Annotated in this window: 18 protein-coding genes and 1 pseudogene; 12 read left to right on the forward strand and 7 right to left on the reverse strand. The window is 63.6% G+C overall.

The genetic code is table 11. From position 1 onward, the window contains the following. Positions 1-77 precede the first annotated feature (77 nt). The 6 genes and pseudogenes from SSPN_RS0109380 to SSPN_RS43200 all read right to left on the reverse strand — a co-directional run bounded on the left by SSPN_RS0109380 (position 78) and on the right by SSPN_RS43200 (position 7288). Entirely contained in the window at positions 78-1055 is a 978-nt protein-coding gene (locus tag SSPN_RS0109380) for a glutamate cyclase domain-containing protein (RefSeq protein ID WP_010693868.1), read from the reverse strand. Beyond that, positions 1052-2326 carry an aminotransferase class I/II-fold pyridoxal phosphate-dependent enzyme gene (locus SSPN_RS0109385; protein WP_010693869.1) on the reverse strand — a complete coding sequence of 425 codons (1275 nt, stop codon included), beginning with the start codon at positions 2324-2326 and terminating at the stop codon, positions 1052-1054. Before SSPN_RS0109385 ends, SSPN_RS0109380 begins: the two co-directional genes overlap by 4 nt. 44 nt (positions 2327-2370) lie before the next feature. After that, the gene (locus SSPN_RS0109390; protein ID WP_083821641.1) at positions 2371-3681 is read right to left on the reverse strand and encodes an MFS transporter; all 1311 of its coding nucleotides are present in this window, start codon (positions 3679-3681) and stop codon (positions 2371-2373) included. Between the two features lie 74 nt (positions 3682-3755). Beyond that, the gene (locus tag SSPN_RS0109395; RefSeq protein ID WP_010693871.1) at positions 3756-5252 is read right to left on the reverse strand and encodes an aldehyde dehydrogenase family protein; all 1497 of its coding nucleotides are present in this window, start codon (positions 5250-5252) and stop codon (positions 3756-3758) included. Positions 5253-5288: 36 nt separating this feature from the next. Further along, on the reverse strand, positions 5289-6167 hold the full coding sequence (locus SSPN_RS0109400) for an NAD(P)-dependent oxidoreductase (RefSeq protein WP_010693872.1): 879 nt from the start codon (positions 6165-6167) through the stop codon (positions 5289-5291). Between the two features lie 213 nt (positions 6168-6380). After that, a pseudogene (locus SSPN_RS43200) lies at positions 6381-7288 on the reverse strand (LysR family transcriptional regulator). A gap of 121 nt (positions 7289-7409) precedes the next feature. Between SSPN_RS43200 and SSPN_RS43205 the strand changes: the two are divergent. From SSPN_RS43205 to SSPN_RS43210, 3 genes are all read left to right on the forward strand, one after another. Next, the gene (locus tag SSPN_RS43205) at positions 7410-8405 is read left to right on the forward strand and encodes a glutamate cyclase domain-containing protein (RefSeq protein ID WP_010693875.1); all 996 of its coding nucleotides are present in this window, start codon (positions 7410-7412) and stop codon (positions 8403-8405) included. A gap of 472 nt (positions 8406-8877) precedes the next feature. Then, positions 8878-9168 (forward strand): resolvase, encoded by a 291-nt coding sequence (locus tag SSPN_RS0109415; protein ID WP_010693876.1) that lies wholly within the window; start codon positions 8878-8880, stop codon positions 9166-9168. 176 nt (positions 9169-9344) lie between these two features. After that, positions 9345-10502: a Shedu immune nuclease family protein gene (locus SSPN_RS43210; protein WP_237710503.1), complete on the forward strand. Its 1158-nt coding sequence runs from the start codon at positions 9345-9347 to the stop codon at positions 10500-10502. A gap of 22 nt (positions 10503-10524) precedes the next feature. On the opposite strand, the gene SSPN_RS54480 is transcribed toward SSPN_RS43210, so the two are convergent. After that, the gene (locus SSPN_RS54480; RefSeq protein ID WP_143539485.1) at positions 10525-12171 is read right to left on the reverse strand and encodes a HEPN domain-containing protein; all 1647 of its coding nucleotides are present in this window, start codon (positions 12169-12171) and stop codon (positions 10525-10527) included. Positions 12172-12376: 205 nt separating this feature from the next. Between SSPN_RS54480 and SSPN_RS0109440 the strand changes: the two genes are divergently transcribed. The 9 genes from SSPN_RS0109440 to SSPN_RS43220 all read left to right on the forward strand — a co-directional run bounded on the left by SSPN_RS0109440 (position 12377) and on the right by SSPN_RS43220 (position 18289). Beyond that, positions 12377-12616, forward strand: a complete 240-nt coding sequence (locus SSPN_RS0109440; protein WP_010693884.1) for a hypothetical protein — start codon at positions 12377-12379, stop codon at positions 12614-12616. 5 nt (positions 12617-12621) lie between these two features. Then, positions 12622-13149, forward strand: coding sequence for a DUF6879 family protein (locus SSPN_RS0109445; protein ID WP_029535145.1), 528 nt, complete (start codon positions 12622-12624; stop codon positions 13147-13149). After that, entirely contained in the window at positions 13124-13993 is an 870-nt protein-coding gene (locus SSPN_RS0109450) for a helix-turn-helix domain-containing protein (protein ID WP_010693888.1), read from the forward strand. The genes SSPN_RS0109445 and SSPN_RS0109450 overlap by 26 nt, the downstream gene beginning before the upstream one ends. 123 nt (positions 13994-14116) lie before the next feature. Continuing rightward, positions 14117-15265, forward strand: a complete 1149-nt coding sequence (locus tag SSPN_RS0109455) for a radical SAM protein (protein WP_010693890.1) — start codon at positions 14117-14119, stop codon at positions 15263-15265. After that, entirely contained in the window at positions 15262-15840 is a 579-nt protein-coding gene (locus tag SSPN_RS0109460) for a 3'-5' exonuclease (protein ID WP_010693892.1), read from the forward strand. The genes SSPN_RS0109455 and SSPN_RS0109460 overlap by 4 nt, the downstream gene beginning before the upstream one ends. Continuing rightward, positions 15818-16684: an aldo/keto reductase gene (locus SSPN_RS43215; RefSeq protein WP_044573690.1), complete on the forward strand. Its 867-nt coding sequence runs from the start codon at positions 15818-15820 to the stop codon at positions 16682-16684. The genes SSPN_RS0109460 and SSPN_RS43215 overlap by 23 nt, the downstream gene beginning before the upstream one ends. Beyond that, on the forward strand, positions 16681-17331 hold the full coding sequence (gene tmk, locus SSPN_RS0109470; protein ID WP_010693896.1) for a dTMP kinase: 651 nt from the start codon (positions 16681-16683) through the stop codon (positions 17329-17331). Before SSPN_RS43215 ends, tmk begins: the two co-directional genes overlap by 4 nt. After that, positions 17328-17684, forward strand: a complete 357-nt coding sequence (locus tag SSPN_RS0109475) for a hypothetical protein (protein ID WP_010693898.1) — start codon at positions 17328-17330, stop codon at positions 17682-17684. Before tmk ends, SSPN_RS0109475 begins: the two co-directional genes overlap by 4 nt. A gap of 50 nt (positions 17685-17734) precedes the next feature. Further along, positions 17735-18289 carry an ATP-binding protein gene (locus SSPN_RS43220; protein ID WP_143539484.1) on the forward strand — a complete coding sequence of 185 codons (555 nt, stop codon included), beginning with the start codon at positions 17735-17737 and terminating at the stop codon, positions 18287-18289. Positions 18290-18328: the final 39 nt, after the last annotated feature.

Consider the following 18328-nt stretch of genomic DNA (forward strand, 5'->3'; position numbering starts at 1 on the left):
CTACCAGTGGCCGTCCAAAACCTGGCTGATCTGCCGTGTGATCCTCAGCGCTGCTTCCGGTCCCGGGTGGACAGTGATCAGAGAGCACTGCGGACGACGGCGTGCACCATCTCGGCGAGGGCCACGTGGGTCGTTTCCGGGATGCCGTCGACGTCGCTGTCAATCACCCCCGCCACCGAGTTGATCAACCCGAGGTCGGTCCCGCGCCGGAGCAGCGCAGCTTCCCGCTGAGCGGTGTGCACGAGGCGCGGATCTTTCGCTCGTGCAGCGAGCGCGGCCGCGATGCCGTAGCAACCCCAGTTCGAGCAGGCTGCGGTGACGAGGACGTCTGTCTCGGATATCGCGCCGATGGTCTCGCCGTGACGGACGTGCGCACGGACGGCTTCGCCGATCACGCCCATGCCGATTTCGTTGCCGCCGTCGCCGACCGCGAGGGTGGGGATGCCACGCTCACGGGCGCTGTCCCACAAGCGGTCGATCCGGGCTCGTCCCATGCCGTAGTCGACGGCGCGCATGCTGTAGTAAATGCCGTCGGCGGCCCGTCCGACGCGTTCAGTCGAGAAGGCCGCGGCTGGGGAAAGGTCGTCGAGCAGACGCTGCGCGGCGGGCTCGGCTTCCTCGTCGGTAGTCGGGAATCGCAGCACGGTTGCCACGGCCAGTGAGCCGTCGTGTGCCGCGATCCGCGCCTGTTCGTAGGGCAGCACTGACAGTCCGGCGCTGGTCAACATCGCGGCCAATCCCTCGGCGAGGGTCTCTTCTCCGACGAGTACCGGCAGGGCGTGGGAGCCGAGCGCCAACGCGCGTGCGACCGCGGCCGCGCCAGCGGGGCCGTCATTCTCCCCGACGGTCGGGGAGATCCACGCCCGCGAGACCGACCCGGTTGTCATCAGGACCGTGGCTCCGTCGGGGACGGCGGCGAGCAGGTCTGCGGCAGCTCCGACCAACGGCCCGCCCTGGCGCCGTCGGGCGGCGTCGTAGAGGTGTTCCACTCCTCGGCCACCGAGGTCGAGGGTGACCAGCCTGTCGAGTCGCTCGTCGATCTGATCGGTCCTCATGGGTTTCCTCCCAGGACGAGCTCGGCCACGGCGGCACGGTCGGTGACGACGGCCGCGAGTTCCTTGCTGGCGCTCAGAACGGCCTCGACGACCGAGGTGACTCCTCCAACTCGGTGGATGGCGTCAGCGGTGGGCTTGAGGCGCAGCGACACGCGCGCGCCGGGCTGCCCGTGGGTGTTAACGGTGAGAATCCCGTGATCACGCAGCAGCAGAACGCCGAGTGCCGAGCTTGCTTCGCATGGCACGACGGCTGCTTCATTGGCGGGTGCTCCGGCCCGGTCCAGAACATCACGCAGGACATCGTCCTCGTGAATCATGGGCCCGAGGTCGCTGTTGCGGACCACACCGTCGCGGTAGTGCTTGGACAGCGCACCCGCGAGCTCCTGTCCTGCGCGCGCCTCCTCACGGAGCAGTTCGGGTGAGTAACCCTCCAGCGAACGAAGTGCACCGGCGGCGATGGGTGCGCGGGCCTCCATGCCAAACCCTGCGCCCGTGGCAGACACACGGGCGACCAGGTCGGGGCGGCCTGCCAAGAGGCCGGCACGTGGCCCGGACAGCCCGGCCTTGTCGCAATTGGTGACGACTAGGTCTGCCCCCAGCTGCAACGACGGCGTACCGCCGTGCAGGGCCGTCCGGAGCCGGGCTCCGTATGCCTCATCGAGCAGCGTCACCGCACCGAGTTCGCGGGCCAGGGCCGTCACTCGACGGATGTCGGCGTCGTCCATCCTCTCGAGACTGCTGGTGACGGTCGTGACCAGAACAAGCTTCGGTCTGCGGGTCTGGATCGCCTCGGCCCAGTCCTCGACCACCGGGACGTTCAGCACCTCGACGCCGGCCAAGCGTGCGCCGTGCCCGACGGAGGCGTGCGACGGGCCGCCGGCGGGGACCACCGAGACAACGGTCTCGTCCCGGACGAGGGCCACGATCGTGGCGATGATCGCGGCGCTGGTCCGGTTGAACACCGCAACGTCGTCCGAGCCCAAGCCTCCGAGGTGAGCGAGTCCGGTGGCGCGCAGGGCCGGTGCGAACAGACCCGGTCCGACCCATTCCTCGCACAGCGTGGTCAGGTCGTCGGCGTGGACTGGGTAGTTGCGCTGGTTACCGGTGAAGATCGCAATGGACTCGGGCCCCTTGGCCTGGACCCGCTCGGCGGCGATGCGCTGGGCGTTGCGCAGACGCAGCCCCTCCTCCGTCGCGGAGGTAATGATCGTGCCGCGGGCGAAACCGGCGACGGGGTCGATGGGATTGCCGAAGCTGTCTTCAGCCGTCATGGTGAGAGGTCCTTCGAAGTGAAACGCGTGGGAACGACCTGCGATCAGAAGTCGATGCTGGCCCGGTAGGTCTCGGTCAGGAATGCCACCGACACCAGGCTGATCACCGCCGCGCCGACGACGTACCAGCCCACGGCGGTGCTCGCTCCGGTCGCGGCGACCAGAGAGGCGGCGATGAGCGGCGTGGGGCCGCTGGAGATGATGCCGGCGGTCTGGTAGGCGATTGAGGATCCGGAGTAGCGGTAGCGGGTGGAGAACTGCTCGGCGTAGATGACGCCATGCAACGAGCCGGTCGCGGCGTGCCCGATGCCCAGGCCGAGCACGAAGGCCAGAACGATCAGCAGCTCATTGCGGGAGTCCAGCATCAGGTAGAAGGGGAAGGCGAGCGCTCCGAGGAAGATCACTCCGCCCGCATAGACCTTCAGCCGACCGATCTTGTCTGAGAGCAGGCCGAACACCGGCTGCATGACCAGGTCGACGGCCGCGCCGATCATCAGGCCGGTGGTGGCGACGCTGCGCGGCATGTGCAAGACGTCGGTCACGTAGGTGAGGCTGTAGACGGTGATCAGGAAGTAGCCGACGTTCGCCGCACTCTGCAGCAACGACAGCCACACGATCTTGCGCCAGGCGTGCCGGAAGGCCTCGACGATCGGACGGTCGGCTTTCGCGTCCGCGGCCTCGATCTTGGTGAACACCTGCGGCTCCTCCACCGAGAGCCGCACGTACATGCCAATCCCCATCAGCACGATGGCCAGCAGGAACGGGATCCGCCAGCCCCAGCTCATGAACGCCTCATCGTCGAGCGTCGAGACGAGGGCGAACATGCCGGAGGAGACCAGCAGACCAGCCGGGACGCCGGCCTGCATCCAGCTGCCGTAGAACCCGCGGCGGTCGTCGGGTGCGCGCTCGACCGACATGAGGGCCGCACCGCCCCACTCACCACCCAGCATGAAACCCTGGAAGATCCGGCAGACGATCAGCAGGATCGGGGCCCAGACCCCGATCTGGGTCTCCGGCGGGATCAGTCCGATGAGACCGGTGCACAGACCCATCCCGAGAAGGGTGATGATCAGCATCTTCTTGCGGCTGACCCGGTCACCGAAATGACCGAACACGATCCCACCGACCGGCCGCAGGATGAAGGCCACGGCGAAGGTCGTCAGCGACACGACTGTGGCAATGGCCGGACTCAGGTCGCTGAAGAACACCCGCGGGAATACCAGTGCCGCGGCGGTGCCGTAGATGAAGTAGTCGTACCACTCCACCGTCGTTCCGAGGAACGAGCTGGCCGCCGCGCGCACCGACGGCTTCGCCGGAGCGTCCGGGACGGGCGGTGCTGAAGCATGTTGAGACATGGCTGGACCTACCTGTCAGATCTAACGACGCTGCGCGTCGCGCGGTGAGCGGGGGCGAGGATTTCTCCAGGAAGTCAGGGGACGCGGATGGTGACGCTCTTGCGCGTGGTGTAGGACTCGAGTGCTCCTTCGATCGAGTACTCGCTGCCGATGCCGCTCTGCTTCACCCCGCCGTAGGACATGCCGGGGACTTGTCCGCCGGCCTGGTTGACCTGGATCCAGCCGGCATCGAGGCGGGTGGTGACCCGTAGGGCGGTTCCGACATCGTGGGTGAACACGAACGCCGCCAGGCCGTAATCGGTGTCGTTGGCCTGGGCGACGACGTCGTCCTCGTCTGCCCAGGGAATGACCACCAGGACCGGGCCGAAGACCTCATCGCGCGCGATGCGCCAGGTGTTGTCGACATCGGTGATGATGACTGGCTTCGGGTGCAAGCCGGCCACTTGGTCAGCGGGCGGCGGAACCTCGCCGGTGGCGAAGACGGCGCCTTTGTCCGCAGCTTCAGCTAGGAAACTGCGGATTTCCTCATACCGCTCGACGTTGATCACCGCGCCCACATCGGAGGTTTCGTCCAAGGCGTCGCCCACCGTGAGAGCTTCCACGGCCGCGACCAACTTCGGTACGACCTCGTCCCACACGGACTCGTGCAGGAACAGCCGTGAACCGGCCGTGCAGGACTGGCCCTGGCGGGCGAACCGCAGCGCACTCACCAGGTTCGCGACGAGCGCGTCGACATCGCGGCCCTCGCCGACCGCGTCCGGGAAGACGATCGAGGGGCTCTTGCCGCCCAGTTCCAGGGTGACACGGGCGATCCGGTCAGCTGCGGCGTGGCTGACTGACCGTCCGACCTCGCTGCTGCCGGTGAAGGAGACCTTGGCGACCTCCGGGTGCTCGGCCAGCGCCGCCCCAGTGACCGAACCCGGCCCGGTCACGACGTTGAGCACGCCAGCGGGAACGACCTCGGTGGCGAGTTCGGCGATCCGCAGCACGGCCAGCGGCGCATCCTCTGCGGGTTTGAGGACCAGGGTGTTGCCGGTGGCCAGCGCCATACCGATCTTCACCGCAGCCAACACCACAGGGGAGTTCCAGGGGATGATTGCTCCGACCACGCCCAGGGGCTCGCGGGTCGAGTAGCTGAACAGACCCGGGCCTAGTGGGAGGGTCTCGCCCTTCTGCTCTGCGGCCGTGGCCCCGTAGTAGCGCAGCACCTCCGCAGCGCCGTGGACCTCGCCGCGGCTCTGGGTCCGGAGGGCATTGCCGCTTTCCGCGGACAGGACGCGTGCGATGTCTTCGGCGTGGCCGGCCACTCGCTCGGCGAGAGCTGTCAGAGCCGCTCCACGGGTACGGGAAGCCAACGTCTTCCACGCCGGGAACGCCGACTTCGCCGCGGAAACCGCCCGGTCGACGTCCTGCGGGCCAGACTGTCCCAGTTCGATGATCACTTCGCGGCGGGACGGGTTCTCGACGGTGAAGGTGCGGCCTGCGGCGGGCTGAACCCAGGATCCCGCGACCAGCAGACCGGTCAGGCCCTTGGTGGGAAGGACGAGCTCGGTGGGGTTAGTAGTACTCACAAGCGAATCCGTTTCGATGCGTGGAGGAGGAGCGGGTCAGAGCGCGAGGCGGACGCGGTTGAGCCGCTCGTAGATACCGGCGACGCCTGTTGAGTCCTCGCCACCGTGTCCCTGGGAAGCCGCAGTGTTGTAGAGCTGGCGAGTGACCTGGCCCAGGAACATCGGTCGAGAGCCGAACTCGGTCAGTGCCAGACCGATGTCCTTGTTCATCAGGTTCAGCGCGAAGTTCGCCGGGCGCTCCTCGGTGAACAGCGTCTTCGGCAGGTAGTCCAGCATTTTGGAACCGGCCAGCCCCGCGGTCAGCACGTCGGTCAGGACTCCGAGATCGGCGCCCTCCGCCACCGAGGCGGTGAGCACCTCGCCCAGCGCAACGGTGTTGATCGCAGTGAGCAGGTTGTGAGCGAGCTTGGTCAACTGTCCGGTGCCGGTATCGCCGCAATGCACGATCCGCGCCGCCAGGACATCGAGCACCGGGCGCGAATCCTCCAAGACATCGGCTGGCCCGCCTGCCATCACCACGAGGTCGCCGCTCTCGGCGCCCGCGACACCGCCGCTAACCGGAATGTCGAGAAAGCGGATGCCACGCTCGGCCAGTCGGCTCGCGGCGGCGCGGGTCGTCGCGGGGTCGACCGTGCTCGCGTCGAGCACAGTCGTTCCCGCCGCCGCGACACCGACGATCTCGCTGATGACGGAGGTGAATACGTCCGGGTGCGGCAGGCTGGTCAGCACTACCTGGGCGTCAGCGCTCGCGGCCGCAGCTGTCTCGGCAGAGGCGGCGCCGTGCGCGACCAGCGCTGCCACCGCTGCCGGATTCGGGTCGACGACCGTCACCTGATGGCCGGCGTCGATCAACCTGGTCGCCATCCGAGAGCCCATGTTCCCGATACCGACGACGGCGATCCGGATGGATGCCATGTAGTCCTCGCCCTCTGGCTGTCGCTAGCCCAGCGCAACCGAAATCGGTTGTCTGCTGTCCCGCAACCGCCACGCTCGGGGCCTTCCGAAATCGGCGCGGTGCGCCGATGAGGCCTATCTCGAATGTGTGTTTGCGAAACCTAAGCCGGGATGTGAGGTAAGGGAACTACCCGAATTCTTACGGCAGCCGTAAGCGGAGCTTACGGCAGGATGTCAGCCCGGTTCACCATCCGCGAACTTGTTGGCCTCGCTCCACAGCGTTGCCAGGGTCGCAGCGATCGACGGACGGCGGGTGCTCCCCCGCGTGACCGCCGCCGAGATGTGCCGGAACAGCTTCGGCTCAAGCGGACGGAGCACAACGCCCTCGATCGAGGTACCAGCAGCCAAGCCAGGCAGGACCGCCACCGCCCAACCAGTCCGGACGAAGCTCACCGCGGACATCGTGCTCCGGCAGCTGCACACGATCTCGGGTTTGAAACCCGCTTCAGCAGGAAGCCGTGATACGCGGCGGCGGACTCGTTGATGGCCCATCGCTCAGCTGCGAGCTCGCTTAGCTTCAGGCTTGGCCGTGCAGCCAAGCGATGCGAATCCGCGAGCACGACGTAGAACTGGTCCTCCATCAGCGGCACGTACTCCAGCGAACTACTGGACGCCTGCGGTGGGACGAGGTCATCCACCACCGCGACATCAACCTGGTGCGCGACCACGCCGCGAATCGCGTCGACCGGTTCCAGCTCGGCGAACGACAAATTCAGCTCCGGATACTCGACCTGAAGCCGCAGCACCGCCGGCGGTGCGACGGTAGTCGCGAACGTACCGAACGAGGCGATGCGAACCCGCCCGATGACCCGCCCTTTGGCCTGCGCGACGTCCGCCTCGATCGCCTCGACATGCGCCAGCAACTCACGGGCCTGCGCCGCCAGCTGCAAACCCGCTGCCGTGAGCTGGACACCCCGGGGAATCCGCTCAAGCAACACCACTCCGACCTCGCGCTCAAGCTGCGCGAGCTGCTGGGACACCGCCGGCCGACTCAGCTGCATGGCCTCGGCGACCGCAGTCATCGAGCCCAGGTCAGCGAGCTCTTGGAGTAGCCGTAACCGCCACAGGTTCAGCACCAGCACCCCTCCCAGCCGGACGATCCGTCAGCAAAAGTTACACCCGACGCCAAGAATCCTCTCTCCCGCTTTCGGGCCCTTTCGGGGAGAGTGGTCCCACACACCCCGACACGAAGGACGTTCTCGGATGCTGGACGCTGACCTGGAGCGACTCGGTGACCAGATCGACCGGCTGGTCACCGTGGAAATGCGGCCCGCGCACGGATCGGTGCCTGCTGGGCTTGTGGTACCGCTCTACCAGGTCTGCAGAGCAGCAAACGGAAGGCCGCTGAGCACAGCAGCCGCGGAGGCACTGGTCAACAGCGTGACCGACCGGCCGCTTCTGATCGTCACCGGGGCGGGAGCACCGCCTGCGCTACCCGCAGGGGAGACCGATGGCCCGCCCGGCGCCGTCACTCTGGCGTTGGCCGCCCAGCGTGGTCTCCGAGCACGTCCCCAGCTAATCACCGAAGAAGCTCATGCCCCGGCCGTGCGCGAATGCCTCAAGATCGCAACCGACGGCGACATCCCGCTCCAGATATTTCCCTACGGCGATCCCGCCACCGCCGGCCTCGCCGCCGAGCGCATCCTCGATCGGCACACCCCCGGCGCCGTCGTGTTCGTCGAACGCGACGGCGCCAACGCTGAAGGCCGCTACCACGGCGTTCGGGGCAATTGCCGGGCCCCGCTGGATGTCGCTCGAGCTGATCTCCTGGCCGCTGCGGCTCGGCGAAGGGGGATCACGACGATCGGCATCGGCGATGGCGGCAACGAAGTCGGTTTCGGTGGCGTGCGCGAGCAGGTGCGCACCCTCTTCCCTCGACGCGCCGACTGCACCGAGGGCTGCCCTTCAGGGCGCATTACCACGGTCGAGACCGACGTCTGCGTGAGTGCCGGGGTATCGAACTGGGGCGCATACGGTGTCACCGCCGCACTCGCCGCCATGATCAAGGACCTCGACCTCATTCCAGCACCAGCACAGGAGCACGCTCTGGTCGAAGCGTGCCTGCGCGGCGGTGCCCGGGACGGCGCGACCGACGACCACGCAATATCCGTCGATGGGATCCCCAGCGAAGGCCACAGCGCGATAGTCACGCTCCTGCGAACAATCGCAGCCTTTACCTCCGGTCAACCAGTCAAGTGATCGTCTGCGTCGGCCCGACAGCGAGCGGATGAAGGTCGTCTTGCTCGAAGCCAGCCCACCAGCAATCACGGTTCTCAACAGCAGATGTGGAAGCCAGCAAGGCTCCGAGCAAGACATGAATCTCAAACCGCGTACGTGCGCCTCATCCGCGCCCGGCAGAGTCGACGCCACCGACATCGATACAGCCCTTGCCTCTGTCCAGATCTGCGGGAGCTGCGCCGACAACGAGCGCCGGCTTATCAACCATGCGCTCTTCCGTCGGCTCTACCTCGCCGACAACCGCATCACCGATCACGAACCACCGGACGACGCCCGGTGCGCGCGAGTGACACCGGCCCCACCAGCCACGACACCTCAGGGGACTAGAACACCGAAATAGCCTTTGCCAGCAAGAACCCTCCCGACCAGACACTGGGCGGGAGGGTTGCTCTGCGTACAACCCGCAGGTCAGAACGCAAATATCGAATTATCGGTGGAGCTTCTCCGTCGTTACTCGAACCGTCCGGAACTGATCGGTCCGCTGGTCAGCGTCATCAAGAAGATCAACAACCCTGGCCTTGATGGTAACGAAACGGTCACGAACGTCAACGGCAGGACAGCCTCACCTGACCGCACGTACAAGATCCTCTCTCCTGAAGAGATGACCGAGATCATCACTGCCTACCGATCAGGCACTACGGCCAAGGCCCTAGCTGAGCACTACGGCGTCCACTACGTGACGATCAAGAAGAAACTGCGAAAGCATGGGGTGCGACGGCGATAGGTGCCGCGAAGGCGTGCGCCCTCCATAACAGTTCTACTACAGAGCGTAACATCCACGCGCATCGTGCGACCTAACCCAATAGGCAGAAAAAGCAACCTAGGATACAATTACAAAAGAGGCAAGCTACCATGACCAGATTTTCCATCGCATACGTACCATCCGACACCGAGTTTTTGGTGAGTGACGGAGACTTTTCCGCGCTGGAAATTCGCAACAGCGGCAATGGTAGCGGATTCCACTACTTCTTTGACACCCGAACAAACCGGCTCATAACTGATTTCGTTTTGGAAGACCGTCCGCAGGTCGCCACCTTATGCCAGGTTACCCTTATCAAAAAGGACGATGAGTACTCGCCGCGAATACGACTGTGGAAGAAAGACAAGACGAAGGTCGGCAAGAAGGTCGTTGAGCACAAAGTCCCTGAGACCGAGCTGACTAAAATCATAAAGGCAACAGTAGATACGGGAGAGGCTTATCGGAATTTCTGGAAGGTCATCCATTTCCTGCAAAGCTTCTCAGAGGTATCACTTCCGGACAATAACTTTCGTGTCGTCACTGACGATCGAGCGCAACTGGCCAAGAGCTTCGAAGGCAAGGACAAGCAGACCATCCTCGAAGCAGTACGGATCGCAATCGGTGGCTCGATCACCGAAGAAGATCTACGCATGATGAGTAACAGGAAAGCCCAACTTGGGGTATTCGAGAAGCTCCTGAACGATGCAGACTTCTTTGAGAGTGAACAGAAACGTCTAGAAAAGAAGCCCGAGGCTATCTGGCAACACTTCTTTGAGTCGAACCCTTGGATTTTCGGATACGGCCTGCACCTCATTGCATGCGAACCTCTAGACGAGAAAAAGATGGAGCGCATAACCACAGGCGCGAATATCTTTACCGGAGCCGGCAAGCGGAGTGATGCGGTCATGCGATCAAAAGGCTACATCAGCAGCCTGGCATTCTGCGAGATTAAGACGCACAAAACTCCCTTGCTAGAAAAACTAGCGTACCGCCCTCCAGACGTGTATCAAGCCTCCAAAGAGCTTAGCGGAGGCCTATCACAGGTACAGAAGACCGTGAGCAAGGCCCTTCTCCTTATATCCAACCAACTACACGAACTCTACGAGGACGACGGCACCCCGACGGGGATCCAAGTCTCGACCACAAAGCCTCGACAGGTTTTAGTCATCGGACATCTTAATGAGCTGACACAAAACGGGAGGGTCAATCCCGAAAAGCTGACGTCTTTTGAGCTCTACCGGAATTCGATCCAAGATGTTGAAGTCATCACTTTCGATGAGCTATATGAACGAGCCTGCTTCATCGTTCGCGATAGCTGAACACGGCTCCTTATCGCCTTGCTCACCCTCCCATAAGGAGCCTGTTGCTACGCTCGTCACCGGTCTTGCATTCCGTTAGAAGTTCCAGCCGAGAGGTGAACAGCACGCGTAGAGAGTCGACGGCTACCTCCAGGGCCCACTGAGACTTCGGCACCAACTTTTGGTCGGATGGCATCTTATTCCCGTGCACCACGTCACTACGCATGTCGTACAACTTGGACAGCTCACTACGAAGCACAGATCGCTTCTCCGACGTGTCTTCCAGAAGCCACGCTATAGCTCCCGACACCCGTAGCGTAGGCTCACCTCTCCTTGAACCGAGAAGGTTTTCCCACGCAATGACAGCGTCCATGAGGACGTCTGCGAAGTCGCGGCGCTCGGCCGCAGCTCGCAATGTGCGCCGGATCGCAACATCGATGTACTTAGTACGATGCGCCTCGACTGCAATGGCAAAGTCTCGCCATTTGCTCGCGGCAGCTTCGTCCAATTGCTTAGGCATAAAACTTCGACTCATGCGAGGATCGCTCCAGCCCACGCCGTAGCCGTGCGCGAGCGGGTCATGGACATAGCGCCAGGTTGGCAGAACCGTAATCGGCTCACTCGCGTTGAAGTCTTGAGATAGAAGAGCTCCGAGTTGCACGTTTTCTATTAGTCGCTGAACCTGGTCGAACGCACGAAGATCTTGGGGCCACTCGTCTCCGGGCTCAAATTGACGCATGCGAACCCGATAGTCGATTTTTGTATCGAGTACCACATCACCACTGTAGTCAATGGAAACATTGACACCATCAGACCCGGTGCCTTGCAACTGTCCTTCAATACCGCCAGGAACGAGTGGTCGGTCTCGATCATCGGTCTTCCTGAGTATGCCCCACCCAAGATCAATGGGCTGATCTACCAGCAGGCGCACTCCAGTGAACGCCACTCGGACGGGAACCTCGACATGCCGACCATCGAGCGCATCTCGAACAATTGTAAGCTGCATGAGCGCGGCCTCAACATGCTCATCAACAGAAGGATGTCCGGGCTTAGCAGTGTTCGCCGCTCGCCAGCCGGCACCAATCAACATTTCGGCAAACATGATGAGCTGTACTCCGCCGCCTTGGCCAGTACTCCGCAGCAACGATCCGTGTCGACCCGAGTTCTCGTCCTCCGCTTGGAACAGCTTCGCAAGGACTTCATCAACCATGACTGCCGCCTTGAAACGTTGTCGAAGCGGATTCTGATATACCGACACGGTTGAACTGTTCGGAAAGGGATCAGCGTCAGTCGGAAGGAGGTAGAGTGGGTACACATCGCGAACAAGTTGAGCCAGAATGTCCTCAAGCGATCCACTACTTACAAGTGCCGCGCCCTCACCTGTAGCGATTCCCCTGATCACATTGACCAACGTCGTATGGAACGGCTCTTGATATATGCCCAGAATGTGCGACAGGTTCAGACGGCGCAAGCTCAGATTATCATCGCCCCGCGAGCCATGAAGAACGATGTGTAGCTGAAGCAGAGCTTGCGTTTGCTGTAGTGTTCCAAACTCATCGTTAGGGCCGACGAGCCATTGGTCAATTTCATCCTCGGTGGCCCCAAGTTCGTAGGCAAGAAACGGCCTGCCGAGCGCCTCAAGCAGAAGAGGTTTAACTACGGGAGGCAAGGACGGCAGCTCGGCACTCATGAATTAATTATACTGCATTCAGTGATCTTCCTCTCTCGACACGTGAACGGCGATAACAGCTTCTTGGGCAGACCTCACGACAGTATGGGACGGACTGCATCTCAGCGCCACGATTGCTCTCCGACACCAACCCACTGTTGACGCGCTCGCCACCCTGCGTCACGATGGTCGGGCAGTTTTCTCCAACTTCGAGCAAGGAGGCCCTGTGCGCGCCGAGTTTCTTGGCAAAGACCCCGAGTCCACCGAGGGTGCATCCCCTACGCTGTTCGCCACCGACCGGACCGACCGCGTCACCTACATCGCTCAGGGCTGGAAGGTGACCGACCCGCAGGTGCTCGCCGACGTCGGCCCGGTGCCCGACCACGAGACCCTGATCGAGATCCCCGAGGAAGTGCTGAAGTTCTACGCTCGCCGGTACGCCGAGGAGAAGGGAACGGACAACTGACCTTCATCGAGCCAGGCCCGGAGTTCGCCAAGCTCTTCGAGACCTTCGAGCACACGGCCTACCGGCTGGAGACGCGCGACCAGTACAACATCCCTCGTGAAGCCGAACCGCTCCGCAAGTTCCTCGACGGGGAGCCGGACGTCTCGTACCACGAGGGCTGGTCGAACATGGTCCGCCAAGCGACGGCCGAAGGGCGCCGCTTCTCGCGCGTACGGGTGGTGACCTTCCCGCTGACCGACTACACCCGCTTCGCCATGTGGGTCGCGGGCTACACGCGCGAAGCGGGCGACGACATCCGCTACATCACCCGCGAGCAGGCAGCCGGCCTGCCGAATTACGACTACTGGCTGTTCGACTCCCGCAAGCTGCTCAAGATGCGCTTTACCGACGACGACCAGTTCCTCGGCGCGGAGGTCATCGAAGACCCGGCCGAGATCGTTCAGCACAACTACTGGCGTGACGTGGCTCAGCACCACGCCATCGAGCGAGATGAGTTTGTCGCCAAGTATGAGCAACGGGACGACCGGCGTTGACGAAGCGCGCAACGCGCTGGGCAAACGACTCCGCGAGCTACGGGTAGCCGCCAAGCTATCCGGCAAAGAGCTCGCGGAGTCGTTGTCATGGGTGGGCTCGAAAGTCTCGAAGATCGAGAACGGCAAGCAGACGCCGACCGATGACGACATCAAGGACTGGACGAGAGCCACCAAGTCGGAAGATCAGACGGCCAGCCTTCTCGCCGCGCTTCATAACCTTGAGCTTCAGCACGCCGAGTGGCAGCGAGTGCTCAAGGCAGGCATGAAGTCCCACCAGCTCACCCTCTCGCAGCTGGACGAACAGACCAAGTTCTACCGCGGCTTCGAGAACACGGTCATTCCTGGGCTGACGCAGACGCCCGAGTACGCTCGTGCCCGCTTCGCGCAGGTCGTCATGGTGCACCGGGTGCCCAACGACATCAACGAGGCCGTAAAGGTCCGAATGCAACGTCAGGAGATGCTGTACCGGCCTGACAAGCGCTTCCACTTCGTGATCACCGAGGCCGCGCTCCGCTACCGGCTGGTCTCGCCGGAGATCATGATCGGCCAGCTTGACCGCCTGATGGCGATGACCTCCATGCGCAATGTCAAGCTCGGCATCATCGACTTCAAGACGCAGTACGTCACCGATCCCCGGCATGGCTTCTGGGTTTACGACGATCACCTTGTTCAGTTCGAGTCATACTCGGCCGAGATCAACCTTCGCCAGCCCCAGGAGATCGAGCTGTACACCGGCATCTTCGAGCACCTGGCCGCCGTTGCCAGCTACGGCAGCGAGGCTCGGGCGATCATCAGCCGCGTCATGCACGAACTGGCCGGCGAGGCCGACGACGCTGGCTCCTAATTTCCGCAGGTCAGACTAGGCAAAGTTTTTCGAGAAAAACCGAGCAAATTTCTGGCGGCACTGTATCGGCCTGCTTACTCTCCAGAAGCGCCCACCCCGCTGACCTCGGAGAAGAGCCGCCTGATGATCCCGGTGCCCCTGCTGACCACGGACCAGATCAACCGCTTGCCCGAGCGTGCCCGGGAGGTGGTGGAGTACCGCAAGAGCGGCCTGAGTCTGAACCACATCCAGGGCTGTTCGCTCGGGTGTGCCTATTGCATCCGGCACACCTACGGCCTGTGGGACGAGAACCAGCCCGTCGCCCTCATGTCCGACGCCCAGGCCGTCGAAGAGCTGGTCAACCACCGCTACTTCCAGCCGCACGTCACGCCGATCCAGGTGTTCAACCGGGCTACCGAGCCCTTCTTGCCGAAGGTCCGGCCGCACACCTTCGCCGTGCTCGAAGAACTTGACGCCCGCGAGCTGACCAACCACGTCCTCGTCATCACCCGGCACCAGCTCAAGCCGTACGACATCGACCGACTGAACCAGCTTCGACATCTCAAGGTGACGCTGCTGTTCACGTACTCGGGCATCGACAACAAGGAGGTCGAGCCGTATCCGTCGCACGTCGCGGCCGATTCGCTGAAGCTCATGAGCGCCCCGACCTTGAGGAGGTACCGGACCATCCTCTACTGGCGGCCGCTCGTGCCGGGACTCAACGACACCGACGACCACTTGGCCGCGGCGCACGAACTCAGCAAGCACGCCGACGCCACGGTCTTCACCGGGCTGTTCTACCGCGACCAGATCGCCGAGTACTACAAGGCCAACGGTATTCCCGAGCCGTACGAGGACACCGCTCGCCGAAAGATCGTGCCTGAAACGCTTGAGGCCAGGGTGCTCGACACCTTCTCGAACTCCTCGGCCCTGTTCCGCAAGACCTCCTGCGCCGTGTCGTACGCCCACAACCTGCCGGACTACAACGGCCACTACGGCATCCGGGAGCTGTGCGACATCTGCCCGCTGTCCCAGCTCGAGCTCTGCGCCGGGGCTCATCGGGTGCCGACCGCCGAAGACGTACACCAAGTGGCCCGCGTGTTGCCCGAAGCCGACAAGCTTCAGGTCGTAGACATCAGTGAACGGGCCGCCGTCGTGTCCGGCCTGGAGACCGAGCAACCGCGCTACTTCCTTCAGCACGCGCTTGGCTTCCAGGTGCACGACCAGCGTCACCCGCACCACGCGCACCGGCACGGCCGCGCCGACATCGGATGGAAGGCAGTCTCAGCATGACGCACTGGACCAAGTTGAACTACGTCGTCGTGGACGTCGAGGGCAACGGCCAGCAGCCGCCGGACCTCGTGGAGCTGGCCGCGGTGCCGATCGTTGACGGGATCATCGGCGAGCCGAAGAGCTGGCTGGTTCGTCCCGACCAGCCGATCACGCACTTCGCCAAGAGGATTCACGGGATCACCAACGAGAAGGTGGCCGACTCGCCGGTCTTCGCCTACATCGAAGCGGACGTGCTCAAGGCGCTGGACGCCTCGGCCCTGATCGCGCACAACGCCCATGTCGATGTCGGTGTTCTTCAGCGCAAGCTCGGTGACTGGGAGTGTCCCGAGGTGTTCGACACGCTCAAGCTCGCCCGGCGCCTGCTGCCCGGAAGGAAGACGTACAAGCTCGGATCGCTTGTCGAAGAGTTCGAGCTTGATCACGGCCTCGACGGTGAAGACCGGCCGCACCGCGCCACGTACGACGCCATCGTGACAGCCCGGCTGTTCGTTCATCTCGCAGGCCGGCGGAGCGTCGAAGAACTCAGGGATCAGCCGACAGGGGGTGATCGTGATGACGAGCCAGCTCTTTTCTAGCGGCAGGCGCATCGGCTTCGGCTCCATGCAGCTCACCGGCCCTGGCCATTGGGCCGCACCGGACAACCCGGACCAGGCCATGCAGGTACTCCGCGATGCGGTCGACGCAGGCGTGACACACATCGACACGGCCGACGCCTACGGCCCGTTCACCGCAGAGAAGTACATCCGCAAGGCGTTGCACCCTTACCGCGACGGCTTGGTCATCGCCACCAAGGGCGGGCTCACTCGTCAAGGTCCCGACCGGTGGGCACCGTGTGGGCGGCCGGAGTACCTGCGCCAGTGCGTCGAGATGAGTCTCCGGCGGCTCCAGGTCGAACGGATCGACCTGTACTACCTCCACCGCATCGACCCGGCCGTCGCGATGGAAGATCAGCTCGCTGTTCTACGGGACATGCAAGTTGAAGGAAAGATCCACCACATCGGACTGTCCAAGGTGGACGTCGGTCAGATTCGCAAGGCCAGCGAGCTGGTTGACGTCGTGGCCGTCCAGAACAAGTACAGCGCGAGCAACCGGCTATTCGAGGAAGTTCTCCGATACTGCGACGACGCCGGTATCGCCTTCGTGCCGTACGCCCCGCTGGCATCCGGTCGGCTCGCAGAGCCTCACGGTGTGTTGCGCGGACTGGCTACCCAGTACGACGCGACACCTGCCCAGCTCGCGCTGGCGTGGCTGTTGCACCGGTCCCCGGTGATGATGCCGATCCCTGGAACCAGTAGCAGTGCGCGCCTTCACGAGAACCTGGCAGCCCATCAGATCGACCTCACCCGCGAAGACATGGCCGCTATCGAAGAGGCGGCCACCAAGACTGCGCGGTCAGAAGTCGGTAGGGGGCAAGGATGAACCTCCGGACCTCTTCTGACCGCGGGCGCGGCTTGTTCGTCAGCGTCGACGGACCAGGCGGCGCGGGCAAGACCACGATCGTTCGGCACTTGGCCCAGCTACTCCTTACCGAAGGCCACCAGGTCCATGTGACCGCCGAACCGTCGAGCGGGCCTATCGGGAAGCTGGCGTGCGACTTGACGCCGACCGTCACCGGTCACGCGCTCGCCTGCTTGTACGCGGCCGACCGGTACCACCACGTTGAGACGGAGATCAAGCCGCTCCTGAAGAACGGCCACCTCGTCATCTCTGATCGGTACGTGGCGTCCGGCCTGGTTGTCCAGCGGTTCGACGGTGTTGACCCCGTGTTCTTGTGGCAGCTCAACGAGGAGGCTGAACGGCCGGACCTCGTGGTCATCCTCGAAGCAGACCCGGATGTGATCGCTGAGCGGCTGGAGGCGCGCGGACCGCACAACCGCTTCCAGCACACACCCGGCAGCAGCCACACCGAGGCCGTCTTCTACAGGCAGGCAACGGAAACGTTGGAAGAAGCGGGCTTCGCCGTGCTCGCCCTGGACTGTTCCAGTCGGCCACCCGAGCAGTCCGCGGCGATCATCGCTGGCGAGCTGACGGCGCTTCTCGCTCCGAGCGAAGCGGTCAGCGGATGAACCCGCCGATCAACAACGAGGATGCCCTTCGTCGTTACCCGGAGCTTCAGCAGCTCGTCACCGTTCGAGAAGTCGGCTGGGTCTTCCGCCCGATCCAGGACCAGGACGGCCCGCTGGAAGGCATCGCAGGAAGCTTCAGCCGCAACCAGTACACGGACGCCATCTTCATCTTCGACCGCACCAACGTCAGCGCGGCCCGCGTGCTCGATGACGCTTACGGCGGCGGGTGCGTGTGGTCGAAGGAAGGTTCCGACCTTCAAGAGGTCGTCTACGAGCTGCTTGGACTGCCTGAGCCAGGTGATCCGGGAGCGCCCTATCTCGTCAAGCGCTCCAGCCTCCTGTGGACCCCGTGATGACCGCCGTCGTTCAAGGTGAGCTGCCCGTCCAGAACGAGGTTCCCCGGATGCGTGAAGAGCCTCAGTTCTTGGCGGCGCTCGACCTGGTGGCGCTTCCTACGGCCGTGCCCGTTGCCCGGATGTTCATCGCTGACACCCTGCGTCGGTGGCACGCCTTGTTCATCGAGGACCACATGGAGGCCGTCGCCGTCGAGCTGGTATCGCTCAGCGTCCAGGCCACCAGCCCAGCCGAGGATACGAGCTGGACCGACATCACCGAACTCAACCCGATTACGCTCCGTCTGCTGGGCTACCAGCGGCACATCGTCTTCGAGGTCACCGACGCCCACCCTGAAGCCTTTGAGATCACCGAGGACACCGAGCTGCGTGAAGACAGCGGCATCGGCCTGGTCGACGGGCTCGCGAACAGGTGGGGATCATTCGTCGCGCCGCGGGGCCGAGTGATCTGGGCTGAGCTGGCCGTATACGAGCGCACGAAGGCAGGGCTGCCCAAGCGCGACCGCAAGCCGACGCCTTACCCGCGAGGTTCCATCTCCCCGCCGGCCTCAGCCGCAGATGTCAAGCTTCTCCGCCGAGTCCGAGACGGCCTAGAAAAATTGTAGCCTCCCGCGCTAGGCCAAGTGCTCCTCGCGGACACATGG

Source organism: Saccharopolyspora spinosa NRRL 18395 (assembly GCF_000194155.1).
GTDB classification, from domain to species: Bacteria; Actinomycetota; Actinomycetes; order Mycobacteriales; family Pseudonocardiaceae; genus Saccharopolyspora; species Saccharopolyspora spinosa.

What these genes read in the sequence shown, in the direction of transcription:
- SSPN_RS0109380 (WP_010693868.1), bottom strand. Translation starts at nt 1,055, where the DNA reads ATGAGGACCGATCAGATCGACGAGCGACTCGACAGGCTGGTCACCCTC.
- SSPN_RS0109385 (WP_010693869.1), bottom strand. Translation starts at nt 2,326, where the DNA reads ATGACGGCTGAAGACAGCTTCGGCAATCCCATCGACCCCGTCGCCGGT.
- SSPN_RS0109390 (WP_083821641.1), bottom strand. Translation starts at nt 3,681, where the DNA reads ATGTCTCAACATGCTTCAGCACCGCCCGTCCCGGACGCTCCGGCGAAG.
- SSPN_RS0109400 (WP_010693872.1), bottom strand. Translation starts at nt 6,167, where the DNA reads ATGGCATCCATCCGGATCGCCGTCGTCGGTATCGGGAACATGGGCTCT.
- SSPN_RS43205 (WP_010693875.1), top strand. Translation starts at nt 7,410, where the DNA reads ATGCTGGACGCTGACCTGGAGCGACTCGGTGACCAGATCGACCGGCTG.
- SSPN_RS54480 (WP_143539485.1), bottom strand. Translation starts at nt 12,171, where the DNA reads ATGAGTGCCGAGCTGCCGTCCTTGCCTCCCGTAGTTAAACCTCTTCTG.
- SSPN_RS0109450 (WP_010693888.1), top strand. Translation starts at nt 13,124, where the DNA reads ATGAGCAACGGGACGACCGGCGTTGACGAAGCGCGCAACGCGCTGGGC.
- SSPN_RS0109455 (WP_010693890.1), top strand. Translation starts at nt 14,117, where the DNA reads ATGATCCCGGTGCCCCTGCTGACCACGGACCAGATCAACCGCTTGCCC.
- SSPN_RS0109460 (WP_010693892.1), top strand. Translation starts at nt 15,262, where the DNA reads ATGACGCACTGGACCAAGTTGAACTACGTCGTCGTGGACGTCGAGGGC.
- SSPN_RS43215 (WP_044573690.1), top strand. Translation starts at nt 15,818, where the DNA reads ATGACGAGCCAGCTCTTTTCTAGCGGCAGGCGCATCGGCTTCGGCTCC.
- tmk (WP_010693896.1), top strand. Translation starts at nt 16,681, where the DNA reads ATGAACCTCCGGACCTCTTCTGACCGCGGGCGCGGCTTGTTCGTCAGC.
- SSPN_RS0109475 (WP_010693898.1), top strand. Translation starts at nt 17,328, where the DNA reads ATGAACCCGCCGATCAACAACGAGGATGCCCTTCGTCGTTACCCGGAG.
- SSPN_RS43220 (WP_143539484.1), top strand. Translation starts at nt 17,735, where the DNA reads ATGCGTGAAGAGCCTCAGTTCTTGGCGGCGCTCGACCTGGTGGCGCTT.